The organism is Micromonospora sp. BRA006-A, assembly GCF_033433935.1.
Classification (GTDB): Bacteria; Actinomycetota; Actinomycetes; order Mycobacteriales; family Micromonosporaceae; genus Micromonospora; species Micromonospora aurantiaca.
The window spans coordinates 5,181,303-5,197,164 of the sequence record NZ_JANCLW010000001.1 but is presented as its reverse complement, the minus strand read 5'-3'; the positions used below and the strand labels follow the sequence as shown (position 1 = coordinate 5,197,164).

At 72.8% G+C, this 15,862-nt stretch carries 15 protein-coding genes; 10 read left to right on the top strand and 5 right to left on the bottom strand.

What is annotated here, in order from left to right; all coding sequences use genetic code 11:
- Positions 1-7: 7 nt before the first annotated feature.
- Positions 8-1,711, bottom strand: coding sequence for a beta-N-acetylhexosaminidase (locus tag NMK34_RS23520; RefSeq protein WP_412098965.1), 1,704 nt, complete (start codon positions 1,709-1,711; stop codon positions 8-10).
- A 475-nt stretch (positions 1,712-2,186) separates the two neighbouring features.
- On the opposite strand from NMK34_RS23520, the gene ppdK reads away from it, so the two are divergent.
- From ppdK to NMK34_RS23470, 10 genes are all read left to right on the top strand, one after another.
- Positions 2,187-4,895, top strand: a complete 2,709-nt coding sequence (gene ppdK, locus NMK34_RS23515) for a pyruvate, phosphate dikinase (protein WP_318335244.1) — start codon at positions 2,187-2,189, stop codon at positions 4,893-4,895.
- Positions 4,896-5,009: 114 nt separating this feature from the next.
- On the top strand, positions 5,010-5,363 hold the full coding sequence (locus tag NMK34_RS23510) for a VOC family protein (protein ID WP_318335243.1): 354 nt from the start codon (positions 5,010-5,012) through the stop codon (positions 5,361-5,363).
- A gap of 49 nt (positions 5,364-5,412) precedes the next feature.
- On the top strand, positions 5,413-6,642 hold the full coding sequence (locus NMK34_RS23505; RefSeq protein ID WP_318335242.1) for a deoxyguanosinetriphosphate triphosphohydrolase: 1,230 nt from the start codon (positions 5,413-5,415) through the stop codon (positions 6,640-6,642).
- 39 nt (positions 6,643-6,681) lie between these two features.
- On the top strand, positions 6,682-7,515 hold the full coding sequence (locus NMK34_RS23500) for a siderophore-interacting protein (protein WP_318335241.1): 834 nt from the start codon (positions 6,682-6,684) through the stop codon (positions 7,513-7,515).
- Between the two features lie 59 nt (positions 7,516-7,574).
- A complete protein-coding gene (locus tag NMK34_RS23495) occupies positions 7,575-9,209 on the top strand; it encodes a BCCT family transporter (protein ID WP_318335240.1) in 1,635 nt (544 codons plus the stop codon).
- A gap of 44 nt (positions 9,210-9,253) precedes the next feature.
- A complete protein-coding gene (locus NMK34_RS23490; RefSeq protein ID WP_318335239.1) occupies positions 9,254-10,228 on the top strand; it encodes an ABC transporter ATP-binding protein in 975 nt (324 codons plus the stop codon).
- On the top strand, positions 10,225-11,076 hold the full coding sequence (locus tag NMK34_RS23485) for an ABC transporter permease (RefSeq protein ID WP_018787372.1): 852 nt from the start codon (positions 10,225-10,227) through the stop codon (positions 11,074-11,076). The genes NMK34_RS23490 and NMK34_RS23485 overlap by 4 nt, the downstream gene beginning before the upstream one ends.
- A 10-nt stretch (positions 11,077-11,086) precedes the next feature.
- Positions 11,087-11,332 carry a helix-turn-helix transcriptional regulator gene (locus tag NMK34_RS23480; protein ID WP_013287928.1) on the top strand — a complete coding sequence of 82 codons (246 nt, stop codon included), beginning with the start codon at positions 11,087-11,089 and terminating at the stop codon, positions 11,330-11,332.
- 72 nt (positions 11,333-11,404) lie between these two features.
- Positions 11,405-13,297: a DNA primase gene (dnaG, locus tag NMK34_RS23475; RefSeq protein WP_318335238.1), complete on the top strand. Its 1,893-nt coding sequence runs from the start codon at positions 11,405-11,407 to the stop codon at positions 13,295-13,297.
- On the top strand, positions 13,297-13,839 hold the full coding sequence (locus NMK34_RS23470) for a hypothetical protein (RefSeq protein WP_318335237.1): 543 nt from the start codon (positions 13,297-13,299) through the stop codon (positions 13,837-13,839). Before dnaG ends, NMK34_RS23470 begins: the two co-directional genes overlap by 1 nt.
- Positions 13,840-13,842: 3 nt before the next feature.
- On the opposite strand, the gene NMK34_RS23465 is transcribed toward NMK34_RS23470, so the two are convergent.
- From NMK34_RS23465 to NMK34_RS23450, 4 genes are read right to left on the bottom strand one after another with little or no spacing between them, the layout of a single operon-like run.
- Positions 13,843-14,217: a type II toxin-antitoxin system VapC family toxin gene (locus NMK34_RS23465; protein WP_194802315.1), complete on the bottom strand. Its 375-nt coding sequence runs from the start codon at positions 14,215-14,217 to the stop codon at positions 13,843-13,845.
- Positions 14,214-14,468, bottom strand: coding sequence for a type II toxin-antitoxin system Phd/YefM family antitoxin (locus tag NMK34_RS23460; RefSeq protein WP_013287924.1), 255 nt, complete (start codon positions 14,466-14,468; stop codon positions 14,214-14,216). Before NMK34_RS23460 ends, NMK34_RS23465 begins: the two co-directional genes overlap by 4 nt.
- Positions 14,469-14,501: 33 nt before the next feature.
- A complete protein-coding gene (locus NMK34_RS23455) occupies positions 14,502-15,059 on the bottom strand; it encodes a TetR/AcrR family transcriptional regulator (RefSeq protein ID WP_318335236.1) in 558 nt (185 codons plus the stop codon).
- Positions 15,056-15,847, bottom strand: coding sequence for an ABC transporter permease (locus NMK34_RS23450; protein ID WP_318335235.1), 792 nt, complete (start codon positions 15,845-15,847; stop codon positions 15,056-15,058). The genes NMK34_RS23455 and NMK34_RS23450 overlap by 4 nt, the downstream gene beginning before the upstream one ends.
- Between the last annotated feature and the right edge of the window lie 15 nt (positions 15,848-15,862).

Sequence of the window (15,862 nt, the reverse complement as noted above, 5' to 3'; positions counted from 1 at the left end):
CGCGGGGTCAGGGGGTAGTGGGGGAGGGGTGGGGAGTGGGCTGGGTGGGGATCTGGGGTGTGGAGGAGGGCCAGGGGATCTCGGGGGACTGGTGGAAGGTGATGCCGGCGGTGGACCAGCGCGGGCCGTGGCCGGCGAGCCGGCTGCGGAACCGGGACCAGTCGTGCGTCTCGCGGGGTGACCAGCCCAGCTCGGCGACGGCGGGCAGGCGCGGAAAGAGCATGAACTCGACCTGGGCCAGCGTGGTGACCGACTCGGTCCACAGCGGGGCCTCCACCCCCAGCACCGCCTCGGCCGGTACGCCCCGCACGTGAGTGGCCGGATCCCACTCGTATGCCCGGCGCACGTCGATCAGGCCGGCCCAGTCGTGTCCGATCGGGGTGTCCGGGGCGTACTTCATGTCCAGGTACGCGTGGTTGCCGGGGGAGAGGATCAGCCGGGCGCCGCGGCGTACCGCGTCGGCGGTCTCCGGGTCGTCGCCGTTCGTACCCCACCACTGCAGGACGCGCCCGTCGACGTGTTCGGCCGGGGCGAGCTGGTGCCAGCCGACGACGGTCTTGCCGGTGGCGGCGACCAGCCGCTGCGCCCGCGCCACGAACGCGCGGTAGCTGTCGGCCGGCACCTTGAACGCCTCGTCGCCGCCCAGGTGCAGCCACGGCCCGGGCGTCAGCGCGGCCACCTCGCCGACCACGTCCGCGACGAAGGCGTACGTCCGCTCGTCGGCGGGGTCGACGAAGCTGAACCCGACCTCGGTGCCGGTGTACGGCGGCGGCGCGAGCTTGCCGGGCGCCAGTTCGGGGTACGCGACGAGCGCCGCGTTGGTGTGGCCCGGCAGGTCGATCTCGGGCACCACAGTGACATGGCGGCGGGCGGCGTACGCGACGATGCGGCGGTAGTCGTCGCGGGTGTACCAGCCGCCCGGGCCGCCGCCGACCGCTGTGGTGCCGCCGACCTCGGCGAGCCGGGGCCAGGAGTCGACGGCGATCCGCCAGCCCTGGTCGTCGGTGAGGTGCAGGTGCAGGTGGTTGAGCTTGTAGCGGGCCAGATGGTCGATCACCCGCAGTACGTCCTCGACCGGGAAGAAGTGGCGGGCGACGTCGAGCATGGCGCCGCGGTAGGGGAAGCGCGGCCGGTCGACGATCGAGCCGCCGGGGATCGCCCAGCGCGCGGCGACAACGGCCGGGTTCTCGATCGGCGCGGGTAGCAGCTGGCGCAGCGTCTGCGCGCCGTGGAACAACCCGGCCGGGCCGGCGGCGGTGATCCGCACGCCGTCGGCGGTCACGTCGAGGCGGTAGCCCTCGTCCCCGAGCCGCACGTCGCCCGACCCGCCCGACCCGCCCGGCCCGCCGGACCCGCCGGACCGGCTGGAGCCGCCGGCCCCGGTGGAAGCCGCCGCGGACAGCGTGAGCGTCAGCGGGCCGTCGTCGGTGGTGTCGGTGACCGGGAGCGGGAAGCCGGTGGCCGGGCGCAGCCAGCCGGCGAGCTGTTCGGCCACGTCCCGCCCGGCGGGGCTGACCCTCAGCACCGCGTCCGCGCTCAGCGTGAAGTCACCCGCCGGGTCGGGGCGCACCTGCTCGGGCGCCGGCACCACGTCGTCGAGCCTGATCGGCGCCGGTCCGGCGAGCACCCCGGCGGCCCGGCCCGCGGCGACCCGGGCCAGCTCGGCGGAGGACGCCGCCACACCGGGCAGTCCGTCGGCGGGCGCCGCCACACCGGGCAGTCCGTCGGCGGGCGCCGCCACCCCCGGCAGGCCGTGGGCGTACGCCGCCGCGCCGGGCGAGGCCGCATCCGGCGGCGGCAGGTCGGCGGAAGGGCTGGTGGGAGGGGTGTCGGACGGCTCCGGCCCGGTCTCCGGGGCGGCGGGGTTTGTCGGCACGGCGACGGCTCCGAGGGTGTATTCGCGCGGGATATGGCAAAGGTCAGGTTCCGCGAGATGCAGTGACGTCAAGAGTACGAGGGGAATCGGAATTGCGTGATCGTGCTCGTGGAAGCGTTCCCAAAAACCCGTACGAACGCGGATTGTGGTGACCGTTGTGCCGAAAGTCACCGAACGCTCCCAGGTTTCTCGAAACTCGCCTAGCCTTCGGCCCACCGACGCTGACGAGCCGGGATTGCCGGTGGTCACTACCGGGGTATGTCCGAACTGAACCTTCGTTAAGTGTCAATGGCGCGCGTGGGAGGCTCTGGTGGCAGCGCACGATCCGGTCGAGCAGAAGTACGTCTACGACTTCGCCGAGGGCAACAAGGATCTCAAGGATCTGCTCGGCGGCAAGGGGGCCAACCTGGCCGAGATGACGAATCTCGGCCTGCCGGTTCCGCCCGGCTTCACGATCACCACGGAGGCCTGCAAGGCGTACCTGACGACGGGGCGCGAGCCGGACGGCCTGGCCGCGCAGATCGAGGCGCACCTGGAGTCCCTGGAACGCGAGATGGGCCGGCGCCTCGGCGACCCGGACGATCCGCTGCTGGTCTCGGTACGCTCCGGTGCCAAGTTCTCCATGCCGGGCATGATGGAGACCGTCCTCAACGTCGGTCTCAACGACCGCAGCGTGATCGGCCTGAGCAACCAGGCAGGTGGGAACGACAGGTTCGCCTGGGACTCCTACCGGCGACTGATCCAGATGTTCGGCAAGACCGTCTGCGAGGTGCCGGGCGAGGAGTTCGAGCACGCGCTCGACGAGATCAAGAGCGCCAAGGGTACGCACAACGACCTCGATCTGGACGCCGACGACCTGCGCGGGCTGGTCGACGCGTACAAGAAGATCTTCGCCAAGCACACCGGCCGTGAGTTCCCGCAGGAGCCGCGCGAGCAGCTCGACCTCGCCATCCGCGCGGTCTTCGACTCGTGGAACGCGGAGCGGGCGATCCTCTACCGCCGCCAGGAGCGCATCCCGGCCGACCTGGGCACCGCAGTCAACGTGGTGGCCATGGTCTTCGGCAACCTCGGTCCGGACTCCGGTACCGGTGTGGCGTTCACCCGCGACCCGGGCAGCGGCGCGCAGGGCATCTACGGCGACTACCTGGCCAACGCCCAGGGTGAGGACGTGGTGGCCGGCATCCGCAACACGGTGCCGTTGCAGGAGCTGGAGCAGCTCGACAAGACCTCCTACGACCAGCTGCTCGGCATCATGGCCCGGCTGGAGGAGCACTACAAGGACCTCTGCGACATCGAGTTCACCATCGAGCGCGGCAAGCTCTGGATGCTGCAGACCCGCGTCGGCAAGCGCACCGCCGCCGCCGCGTTCGTCATCGCCGGGCAGCTCGTCGACGAGGGCCTGATCGACCTGGACGAGGCGCTGCACCGGGTCAACGGCGCGCAGCTCGCCCAGCTGATGTTCCCGCGCTTCCAGCTCGACCACGAGTTCGAGGCGGTCGCCAAGGGCATCGGCGCCTCCCCGGGTGCGGCGTCCGGAAAGGTCGTCTTCACCTCGGCCCGTGCGGTCGAGCTGGCCGCCGAGGGGGAGTCGGTGATCCTGGTCCGCCGGGAGACCAACCCGGACGACCTCAACGGCATGATCGCCGCCAAGGGCATCCTGACCTCCCGGGGCGGCAAGACCAGTCACGCCGCCGTGGTGGCCCGCGGCATGGGCAAGACCTGCGTCTCCGGCGCCGACGAGCTGGACGTGAACGTGCCGGCGAAGAAGTTCACAGTGGGCGACCACGTGGTGAACGAGGGCGACGTGGTCTCGATCGACGGCACCACCGGCAAGGTCTACCTCGGTGAGGTGCCGGTCATGCCGTCCGAGGTGGTGCAGTACTTCGAGGGCGAACTCGACCCGGAGAACACCGACGACGCGCTGGTCCGCTCCGTACACCGGATCATGACGCACGCCGACGCGGCGCGGCGGCTGCGGGTCCGCACGAACGCCGACACCGGTGCGGACGCGGCCCGGGCCCGGCGCTTCGGCGCCGAGGGCATCGGCCTGTGCCGCACCGAGCACATGTTCCTCGGCGACCGCCGCGAGCTGGTCGAGCGGCTCATCCTGGCCTCCGGCGAGCGGGAGCGGGAGGACGCGCTCGCGGCGCTGCTGCCGTTGCAGCGGGCCGACTTCATCGAGATCTTCCGGGAGATGGACGGCCTGCCGGTCACCGTGCGGCTGATCGACCCGCCGCTGCACGAGTTCCTGCCTCCGCTGGAGCAGCTCGCGGTGAACGTCGCGGTCGCGCAGGAGCGCGGCGAGGACGTCGCGAAGGAGGAGGCGCTGCTCGCCGCCGTGCGGCGGATGCACGAGGAGAACCCGATGCTGGGCCTGCGCGGCGTCCGGCTCGGCCTGGTCATCCCAGGCCTGTTCGCCATGCAGGTCCGCGCGATCGCCGAGGCCGCCGTGGCGGTCGTCCGCGACGGCGGCAAGGCCTGCCCGGAGATCATGGTGCCGCTCGTCGGGGCCGTGCAGGAGCTGGAGACGGTACGCGCCGAGGCCGAGCGGATCATCGCCGAGGTGGTCGGGGACAGCGGCGTCGAGGTGCTGATCGGCACGATGATCGAGGTGCCCCGGGCGGCGCTGACCGCCGGGCAGATCGCCGAGGCGGCCGAGTTCTTCTCCTTCGGCACCAACGACCTGACCCAGATGGGCTGGGGCTTCTCCCGCGACGACGTGGAGGGCGCGTTCTTCTGGCGGTACCTGGAGCTGGGCATCTTCGGCATCTCGCCGTTCGAGTCGATCGACACCGACGGTGTCGGCCGGCTGGTGCGCATCGCCGCCGAGGAGGGCCGGGCGGCCCGTCCGGGGCTGAAGCTCGGGGTCTGCGGCGAGCACGGGGGCGACCCGGACTCGGTGCACTTCTTCCACGAGGTCGGGCTGGACTACGTCTCCTGCTCGCCGTTCCGGGTGCCGGTGGCCCGGCTGGAGGCGGGCCGGGCGGCCATCACCACCACGGGTTCGGACTCCCGCTGAGGCGGCGCGGGGCCGCCGGTGCTCGCCGGCGGCCCCGTGTCGCCCAGCGCGCCTTTCCGGCCTCCTCGGCGTAACCTGAGCTTCCGCCACGTGTCGATCAGGAGGGGTGGCCGCATGACCGCCGTCTGGGAGAACCTGACCATCGACGCCCGGGACCCGTCCCGGCTCGCCAGTTGGTGGGCGGAGGCCCTCGGCTATCAGGTGATCACCGACAAGCCGGACGAGGTGGAGATCCGCCGGACCCCCGACACGACGCCCGGTCTCGTCTTCGTCCCGGTCTCCGGGCCGAAGGAGGGGAAGAACCGGCTGCACGTCGACCTGCGCCCGGCCGACATGGAGGCCGAGGTGGAGCGTCTCGTCGACATGGGCGCCCGGCACGTCGACATCGGCCAGGGGGACGTGGAGTGGACGGTGCTCGCCGACCCGGAGGGCAACGAGTTCTGCGTTCTCCGGGAGCGCGAGGAGTGAGCCGGTTTTGCGAGCCCCGCAGTCGCGACCACCTGCCAGTCCGGGGGAAGTGAGCGGCGACGCGGCGCGGCTGGTCGACGAGGCGCCGAAGGACACCGGGTACGGCCGGTCGCCGTTCGAGCGGGACCGGGCCCGCGTGCTGCACTCGGCGGCGTTCCGCCGGCTCGCCGCGAAGACGCAGGTGCACACCGCCGGCACGGACGACTTCCTGCGTACCCGGCTGACCCACTCGCTGGAGGTCGCGCAGATCGCCCGCGAGATGGGTGCCCGGCTGGGCTGCGACCCGGACGTGGTGGACACCGCCGGGCTGGCCCACGACCTGGGTCACCCGCCGTTCGGGCACAACGGCGAGTACGCGCTGGACGAGCTGGCCGCCGCCTGCGGCGGTTTCGAGGGCAACGCGCAGACGCTGCGGGTGCTCACCCGGCTGGAGGCCAAGGTGTTCACCCCGGACGGGCGTTCGGCAGGGCTGAACCTGACCCGGGCCGCGCTGGACGCGGTGAGCAAGTACCCGTGGCCGCGCCGGCCCGGTGAGCGCAAGTTCGGCGTGTACGCCGACGACCACCAGGTCTTCGACTGGCTGCGTGAGGGTTCCCCGCCCGGCGCGCGGCGCTGCCTGGAGGCCCAGGTGATGGACTGGGCCGACGACGTGGCGTACTCGGTGCACGACGTCGAGGACGGCATCCACGGCGGGTACGTGGACCTGCGCCCGCTGCTGGCCGACGCGGACGAACGGCGGGCGCTCTGCGCCGACGTGGCCGCCACCTACTCGGGTGAGGCGCCGGAGGACCTGGGCGAGGTGCTGGCCGACCTGCTGGCCGATCCGGTGCTCGCGCCGCTGGCCGCGTACGACGGCAGCCACCGCGCGCTCGCCGCGTTGAAGGCCACCACGAGCGTGCTCACCGGCCGGTTCGTCGCCGGTGTGGTGGCCGCCACCGAGCAGCGCCACGGTCCCGGCCCGCACCGCCGGTACGAGGCCGACCTGGTGGTGCCGCGCCGGATCCGGGCGCAGTGTGCGCTGCTCAAGGGCATCGCTTTGCGGTACGTGATGCGCCGCCCCGGCGCCGAGGACCGCTACGGGCGGCAGCGCGACGTGCTGGCCGGGCTGGTCGCGGCGCTGCGGGACCGGGCGCCGGACGCGCTCGACCCGGTGTTCGCGCCGCTGTGGCGGGAGGCGGCGGACGACGCCGCGCGGCTGCGCGTGGTGATCGACCAGGTCGCCTCGCTCACCGATCCGGCCGCGCTGGCCTGGCACGCCCGTCTGGTGTCGCCGAGCTGACCGGATCGCCCGTGCGGAGCTTAGGCTAGCCTAAGCGGCATGACGGATCGTCCGAAGAAGCTCACCGCCGCCACGGTCGTCCGGACCACGCGGCCCACCCCGCACCTGATCCGCCTCGTGCTGGGCGGTCCGGAGCTGGCCGGGCTGCCGGTGGGGGCGTACACCGACCACTACGTGAAGTTCGTCTTCCCGCCGGCCGGGGTGACCTACCCGGACCCGGTCGACCTGGCGACGATCAAGCGGGAGTTCCCGGCGGAGCAGTGGCCGCGCCTGCGCGCGTACACCGTGCGGGCCTGGGACGCCGCGGCGGGTGAGATGACGGTGGACGTGGTGCACCACGGCGACGAGGGCCTGGCCGGGCCGTGGGCGGCGGCGCTGCGTCCCGGCGACCGGGTGCTGTTCACCGGGCCGGGCGGCGCGTACGCGCCGGACCCGGCCGCCGACTGGCATCTGCTGGCGGGCGACGAGAGCGCGCTGCCGGCCATCGCCGCCGCCCTGGAGCGGCTGCCCGCGGGCGCGGCCGCGAAGGTGTACGTCGAGGTCGGCGGCCCGGCCGACGAGCTGCCCCTGGCGGGCGCGGACGCGGTCGAGGTGCGCTGGCTGCACCGCGACGGGCGCCCGTACGGCGCGCCGCTGGTCGAGGCGGTCCGGGCGCTGGAGTTCCCGCCCGGCCGGGTGCACGCGTTCGTGCACGGTGAGGCCGGTGCGGTGAAGGAGCTGCGGCGGCTGCTGCGCGTGGAGCGCGGCGTGCCGCGGGGTGACCTGTCCATCTCCGGCTACTGGCGGCGCGGCATGGACGACGAGGGCTGGCGGTCCACCAAGCCGGCCTGGAACGCCGAGGTCGAGGCCGAGGAGGCCACCGCCGCCGCCTGACCCGGTACGGGGTGGGCGTTTCGTCCCACCCCGGCGTCCGCTCCGCCCAGGATGGGGCCATGGCGGAAGACGTGGGGGAGCGGGCCGGGACGCAGCCGGCCGACCGGGTGGTGCTCGGGCTCGGCGTGGCCGGCGTGCTGGCCGTGGTGGCCTGGGGCGTGTTCGCGCGTGGTTCCCTGGCGTCGTTCGGTGCGGCCGGGCTGAGCTGGACGATCGGCACGTTCGGCTGGTTCTTCGTGGTCGCGGCGGACGCGTTCCTGGTGCTGGCGGTCGTCGTGGCCGCCTCCCGGTTCGGCCGGATCCGGCTCGGCGCCGACGACGACGAGCCGGAGTTCGACACGCTGGCCTGGGTCGCCATGATGTTCAGCGCCGGCATGGGCATCGGCCTGGTGTTCTTCGCCGTCGCCGAGCCGATCCAGCACTACGCGACGCCGCCTCCCGCCTCCGGCGTCGCGCCGCAGACCGGCGCCGCCGCCGCGACGGCCATGCAGTACACGCTCTTCCACTGGACGCTGCACCCGTGGGGCATCTACGCGATCGCGGCGCTGGCCCTGGCGTACTCGGCCTTCCGCAAGGGGCGGGGCAACCGCATCTCGTCCGCGTTCGCGCCGCTGCTCGGCGCCCGGGCCGACGGCCCGCTCGGTCGCGCGATCGACCTGCTCGCCGTCTTCGCCACCGTGTTCGGCTCCGCGACCAGTCTGGGGCTGGGCGCGCTCCAGGTGGCGGCCGGCCTGGACGTGGTGGCCGGCGTGCCGGACGGCCGGGCCGTCGAGCTGACGATCATCGGCGCCCTCACGCTCGCCTTCGTCGTGTCCGCCTTCTCCGGCCTGCACCGGGGCGTCAAGTGGCTGTCCACCACGAACGTGCTGATCGCCGTCGTGCTGATGCTGTTCGTGTTCGTCGTCGGTCCGACCGTCTACACGCTGGAGGTGCTGCCGGCCTCGGTCGGCGACTACCTGAGCGGCCTGGTGCGCATGTCGACGCGTACCGGCGCGTTCTCCGATCCGGCCTGGCTGGGCTCGTGGACGATCTTCTACTGGGCGTGGTGGATCTCCTGGGCGCCGTTCGTGGGCACGTTCATCGCCCGCATCTCGCGCGGCCGCACGGTCCGTCAGTTCCTGATCGGGGTGCTGCTGATACCCAGCGGCGCGAGCACCGTCTGGTTCGCGGTGATGGGCGGGACCGCCCTGCGTACGCAGACCACCGGCACCCGCGATCTGGTGGCGGACGTGGACGCCGGGTCCGAGCAGGCGCTGTTCGGGCTGCTCGACGCGCTGCCGCTGGCCACGCTGACGAGCGTGCTCGCCATGGTGCTGATCGGTCTCTACTTCGTCACCAGCGCGGACTCGGCGTCGCTGGTGCTCGGCTCGCTCAGCTCGCGCGGCTCGCTGCGGCCACATCGCGCGGTGGTGGTGCTCTGGGGCGTGCTGATCGGCGCGGTCGCAGCGGCGTTGCTGCTGGCCGGAGGGCTGGCCGCGCTGCAACAGGCGACCATCCTGGTCGCGCTGCCGTTCGTCGTGGTGATGCTGGGCCTGGCCGTCGCGGTGCTCCGGGAGATGGCCGCCGATCCGATGCTGCGCGCCGGGCCCCGGCCCCGCCGCTCCGGCCTGGCCGCCGCGGTGAACGCGGCCCGGTCGTACGAGGAGGAGGAGCCGGCCCCCGTCACGCGCTGGTTCCATCGCCGTCGGCCTTGAGTGGGGGTACCTCGTTTTGTAGTAGTGATGCTACATTCCGAGGCATGACTGCGGTCGAACTTCCCGGGGCCGTCGCGTCCCCCCGACCGCCCGACGAGGATCTCGTCCTCGACGTGCGGGATCTGCGTATGCGCTACGGCGCCGTCGACGTGCTGCACGGCGTCGACCTGACCGCCCGGCGGGGCGAGGTGGTGGCGCTGCTCGGGCCCAACGGCGCCGGCAAGACCACCACCATCGAGATCCTCGAAGGCTTCCGGCTGCCCTCGGCCGGCACGGTGCGCGTGCTCGGCACCGACCCGGCCCGGGGCGACGAGCGGTGGCGCGCACGGCTCGGCGTGGTGCTCCAGTCCTGGCGCGACCACGGCAAGTGGCGGGTGCGGGAACTGCTCGCCCACCTCGGCGACTTCTACGCGCCGTACGCCACCGACCGGATCCCGCGCCCGTGGCCGGTCGACGAGCTGCTGGAGACGGTGGGCCTCAGCGCGCACGCCGGCAGCCGGGTGTCCCGGCTCTCCGGTGGTCAGCGCCGCCGGCTCGACGTCGCCGTCGGCATCGTCGGCCGCCCGGAACTGCTGTTCCTGGACGAGCCCACCGTCGGCTTCGACCCGGCCGCCCGGCGCGAGTTCCACGAGCTGGTGCACCGCCTGGCCGACCTGGACGAGACCACCATCGTGCTGACCACGCACGACCTGGCCGAGGCGGAGAAGCTGGCCGACCGCATCCTCATCCTGGCCGGCGGCCGGATCATCGCCGAGGGGTCGCCCGACCAGCTCGCCCGGCGCGTCGCGGGGGACGCCGAGGTGCGCTGGACCCGCGACGGCGAGCGGTACGTGCACGCCACCCCCGACGCCACCGCGTTCCTGCGCGACCTGCTCCGCGAGCACGGCGACCGGATACGCGAGCTGGAGGTGCGCCGGGCCAGCCTGGAGGACGCGTACCTGGCGCTGGTGCACGAGGAGGAGACCGGCATCCGTTCCGGCCGGGCCGAGCGGGTGTGGCAGCAGGAGGCGAACCGATGAACCCGACCACCAACGCGCTCCGGGCCGGGCTGCGGCGCGGCGCTATCGAGCTGCGCGCGACGTTCACAAACGGCCAGGACCTCTGGACCTACTTCTTCCCCACGGTGGTGCTGCTGATCGCCGTGTTCTGGATGCGCGGCTCGACGGTCCCCGGCACCGACTTCTCCCTCGGCGCCCGTACGCTGCCCAGCGCGCTCGGCATGGGCCTGCTCTTCGGCGGCCTGCTCGGGCTGGCCAACCAGCTCGTCATCGACCGGGAGGACGGCACGCTGCTGCGCGCCAAGGCCATCCCGGACGGCATGCTCGGCTACCTGGTCGGCAAGATCGTGCTGGTCTCGGCGGTCGCGTTGATCGGCGTGGTCATCCAGCTCACGCCCGGGCTGTTCTTCCTCGACGGGCTGCGGCTCGGCGACCCCGGCGCCTGGCTGACGCTGGCCTGGGTGGTGCCGCTCGGGCTGGTGGCGACGCTGCCGCTGGGCGCGGTGATCGGCTCGCTGGTGGAGAACCCGCGCAACATGGGCCTGGTGGTGATGCCGATCTTCGGTCTCATCGCGCTGTCCGGCATCTTCTACCCGATCAACGGCCTGCCCGGCTGGCTCCAGGGCGTCGCCCAGGTCTTCCCGCTCTACTGGCTAGGCTTGGGCATGCGCTCGGCGCTGCTCCCCGGCGACCTCGCCGCTGTCGAACTCGGCGGCTCCTGGCGGCACCTGGAGACGGTCGGCGTGCTCGGCGCCTGGGCGGTGCTCGGGCTCGTGCTGGCCCCGGTGGTGCTGCGCCGGATGGCCCGCCGGGAGTCCGGCTCACGGGTCGCGGCCCGGCGGGAGCGGGCCATGCAGCGGGTCGGATGAGAGGGCGTCGATGAGCGAGACCGTGCACAACCGCATCGCGGTGCTGCGCGCCGAACGGGGCATCTCCCGCCGGCAACTGGCCGACGCGCTCGGTGTGCACTACCAGACCGTCGGTTACCTGGAACGCGGCGAGTTCCGGCCCAGCCTGCACCTGGCGCTGCGCATCGCCGCGTACTTCGAGGTGCCGGTCGAGGTGGTCTTCTCCATCGAGCCGTTCCCGCGTATCGGCGACCCCGCGGCGGCCCGCTCGGCCTGAGCCGGGGGGACGGGCGTGGCCGGCCACACGCCCGTCCCCCCGGCCGCCGGAACGTCGGTCGGGCAGGGCAGGATGTACGCCGAGGGGGTGGCGGTCATGGCGGGGCGGATCCGGGACGAGGACATCGCGCTGGTCCGCGAGCGCACCGCCATCGCGGACGTCATCTCCGAGGTGGTGACGCTCAAGTCGGCGGGCGGCGGCAACCTCAAGGGGCTCTGCCCGTTCCACGACGAGAAGAGCCCGTCGTTCAACGTCTCGCCCGCCCGCAACGTGTTCTACTGCTTCGGCTGCGGGGTCGGCGGCGACGCGATCAAGTTCCTGATGGACGCCGAGCACCTCAGCTTCGTCGAGTCCGTCGAGCGGCTGGCGGCCCGCGCCGGCATCCAGTTGCGCTACGTCGAGGACGACAGGTCCGCGCCGCGTCCCCGCCCGCAGCAGGGGCAGCGGCAGCGGCTGGTGGCCGCGCACGCCGCCGCCGTCGACTTCTACCGGGCCCAGCTCACCACCGCCGGCGCCCGTCCGGCCCGCGAGTTCCTCGCCGGGCGCGGCTTCGACCGGGCCGCCGCCGAGCGGTACGGCTGCGGCTTCGCCCCCGACGGGTGGGACCTGCTCACCAAGCACCTGCGTCAGCAGGGCTTCACCCACGACGAGCTGGTCACCGCCGGGCTGTCCCGCCCGGCCCGTTCCGGCTCGCTGATCGACCGGTTCCGCCGCCGCCTGATGTGGCCGATCCGGGACATCACCGGCGACGTGATCGGTTTCGGCGCCCGCAAGCTCTTCGACGACGACGACGGCCCGAAATACCTGAACACCCCCGAGACGCCGATCTACAAGAAGTCGCATGTGCTCTACGGCATCGACCAGGCCAAGCGGGAGATCGCCAAGCAGGGCAAGGTGGTGGTGGTCGAGGGCTACACCGACGTGATGGCCTGCCACCTGGCCGACGTGCCGACGGCGGTGGCGACCTGCGGCACCGCGTTCGGCGGCGACCACATCTCGGTGCTGCGCCGGGTGCTGTTCGACAGCGACGAGCGGGCCGGGGAGATCATCTTCACCTTCGACGGCGACGCGGCCGGGCAGAAGGCCGCGCTGCGCGCCTTCGAGGACGACCAGCGCTTCGTCGGGCGTACCTTCATCGCGGTCAGCCCCGACAACATGGACCCGTGCGATCTGCGCCTGGCAAAGGGCGACCTGGCCGTACGCGACCTGGTGGCCCGCCGCGAGCCGCTCGTCGACTTCGCGCTCCGGCACGTGATCAACCGGTTCGACCTGGACACCGTCGACGGCCGGGTCGAGGCCATGCGCCGCGCCGCGCCGCTCGTGGCGAAGATCAAGGACCGGGAGAAGCGCCCGGAGTACGTGCGCAAACTCGCCGGCGACCTCGGCATGGAGATCGAGCCGGTGCAGCGCGCGGTGCTCGCAGCCGCGAACGGGCAACCTGGGCCCGGTACGCCCGCCGCCGGGCGCCCCCGCCCGAACGCGCCCACAGTGGACAGCCCGCGCTCCATGGTGGAGCGGGAGGCGCTGAAGCTGGCGTTGCAGGAGCCGGTCCTGGCCGGCCCGATGTTCGACGCGGTCGAGGCGACCGACTACCAGCACCCGGTGCACCTCGCGGTACGCGCCGCCGTGGCGGCGGCCGGCGGGGCGTCCGGCGCCACCGGCGGCGCGGTCTGGATCGAGCGGGTCCGCGACGCCTGCGACGACCTGGCCGGGCAGGCGCTGATCGGTGAGCTGGCGGTGGAGCCGTTGCGCATCGACGGCGAGCCCGACCCGAGGTACGTCTCGATCACCATGGCTCGGCTCCAGTGGAGTTCGGTCACCGGCCGCATCCGCGACCTGAAGTCGAAGATCCAGCGAGTCAACCCGGTGAGCAACAAGGACGAGTACTTCGCCCTGTTCGGGGAACTGCTCTCGCTGGAACAGCACGCACGGGCCCTGCGCGAGCAGGCCGCCGGAGGTTTGTGATGGGTCTGTTCAACCGCCGGCCGAAACTGCCCTCGGCCGACCGGCCGCCGCTGGCCGCCGACGAGCGGGTGCTCGCCTGGGCCGCCGCCGGCACCGGTGAGGGCGGCAACGACGGCGTGCTGGTCGCCAGCAACCGTGGGCTCTGGCTGCCCGGCCGGGTGGACCGCCTCGGCTGGCACGACATCCTCAAGGCGGTCTGGTCCGGCCGCGAACTCACCGTCACCCCGGCCGAGCCGGTCGCCGAGCGTGACGGCTACCTGGTGGTCGCGGACGGCCTCCCCGAGACGTACCTGCTCGTCGACCCGGGCGACCTGCCGCACCAGGTCCGGGGCCGGGTCACCGGCTCGGTGGCGTACACCTCGCACCACGAGGTGCCCGGCGGCTCCGGGCGGATCGCGGCCCGGCGGGTGCCCGGGGTCGACGGCCTGACCTGGACGGTCCGCTACGACCCGGGGACGCCGACCGACGACCAGGCGGTGACCGACGAGACCGCCCGGCTGGTAGCGGCGGCGCGGGCCGCCACCACCCCCGCCGACGCCTGACACCTACACCTTGAGGACGTCGACGTCGTAGAGCGGGATGGAAGCGTCGCGGGTGGCCAGGGTCAGGTTCTCCGTGATCGCCTGCGCCACCAGCATGCGGTCGAAGGGATCACGGTGATGCGGCGGCAGGCGGCCCGCGGTGATGGCGTGGTCGTGGGTCACCGGTAGTTCACGGAAACCCATGTCGCGTACCCGTTCGGCCAGATCGGGCGGGCCGGAGAGCTTCCCCGCCTGCTGCTTGATGGTGATCTCCCAGAGGCTGACCGGGGAGAGGAAGACATCTGGGTCGTGGCGTAGCCGGTCGAGGAACTCGACACCGAGGGTGGCGTCGCCGGTGATGGCCCAGAGCGCGACGTGGGTGTCCAGCAGCAGGGTCATGCGCCGATTCCGAAGTCGGCGGCGATCTCGGCGTTGGTCTGTGGCGAGTCCCAGTCACCGGAGAGGTCCACCTGCCCGGCGAGGGAGCCGACCGCCGTGCGGTTGGCGCGGCGCACGAGCGGCACGACCTTCGCCACGGGGGTGCCCGCCCGGTCGATGATGATCTCTTCGCCGCGTTCCACCCGTTCGATGATGCGCGACAGGTGGGTCTTGGCGTCATGCATGTTGTAGTGCACAGCCTCAGCCGACATTGCGCGACCTCCTCGGTTAGCTAAGTCCTTAGTTTAGGCACGTGGGCGGGCGCCGTCGAGGAAGAGCGCGACGATCCGGGCGGGTCCGGTCTCGTCGGTGAGGTCGGCGGCGCGGGCCAGGTGCAGGAACGCGTTCATCAGGAACTCCGGTTCGCCGGTGACGACGCCCTCGGCCCGGGCGTCGGCGAAGAACCGGGTCACCGGCGCCAGCATCAGGGCGACGTAGAGGCCCGAGACTTGCTCGCTGGTCGCGGCGGAGACGAGCGGCAGCGTGTCGTAGATGCGCTGCTCGAACGTGACGGCGTCGCCGTGCTGACCGGCGGCGACGGTGGCGAGCGCGTGCAGCCGGTGCGGCACGTCGCCGGGGCCGGCCAGCGCCGCCGAGATCCGGGCGCCGACGTCCCGGATGTACCGCTCCGCCACCGCGATGTAGAGATCCTCTTTGCCGCCCGGGAAGTGGTGGTAGATGGACGGCTTCTGGATGCCGACGCTGCGGCCCACGCCGACCAGGGAGATGCCCTGGTAGCCGGTCGCGGCGAGCTGCTCGGCGAAGGCGTCCATGATCTGGGTGCGGGTGTCGGCTGGGCTCATCGGTTCTTCCTCGCGTGGTGGAGGGCGAGGGCGCAGGCCGCGGTCCCGGCGACGGCGAGGGTGACGATCGCCGTCACGCCGATCGGGGCCGCGGTGAGCGCCGCGTCGCCGCCGAGCTGGCGGGCGGTGTCGACGATATAGGTGAGCGGGTTGACCACGGCTATCACCCGCATCCAGCCGGCGAGTTCGTCGACCGGCGCGAACACGCCGGTGAAGAACGACAGGCCGAACACGGCGAGCGTGACCAGGTTGGTGGCCGACGCCGAGCCCGACCGGAGCGCGAGTGCCATGCTCAGCAGCGCGACACCGAGGCCCAGGGCCAGCATCAGCAGCAGCATCCCGGCGACGCCGGACCAACTCGCCGGCCGGTAGCCGATCGCGGTGGCACCGGCCACTGTCACCGCCATCTGGAGGACGACGGCGATCAGCGCGGCGACGGCCGGGCCGACGAGGAACGGTGTCGTGGTGCCGTGGGCGAGCCGGAGGCGGTCGAGGTATCCGCTGGTGAGGTCGCCCAGCACCAGCGTGCCGGCCGCACCCGCGCCGGTGGCGACGCCGGTGAGCAGGATCAGCGGCAGCAGGAACGCGATGAAGCTCGTCCCGTCCAGGTAGGTGCTGCCGACGGCGTCGAGCTGCCCGGCGTAGACGAGCAGGAAGAACAGCGACTGGGCGACCGGGGCGACCAGCAGCGCGGGCGTACGGAGCACGGCACGCGTGGAACGTCCGATCGCCGCGAGGACGACAGGTGCCGGGGAGCGGCGGGGTGGGGTGACGGCGAGCGGGAGCACGGATCGGGGCCTTTC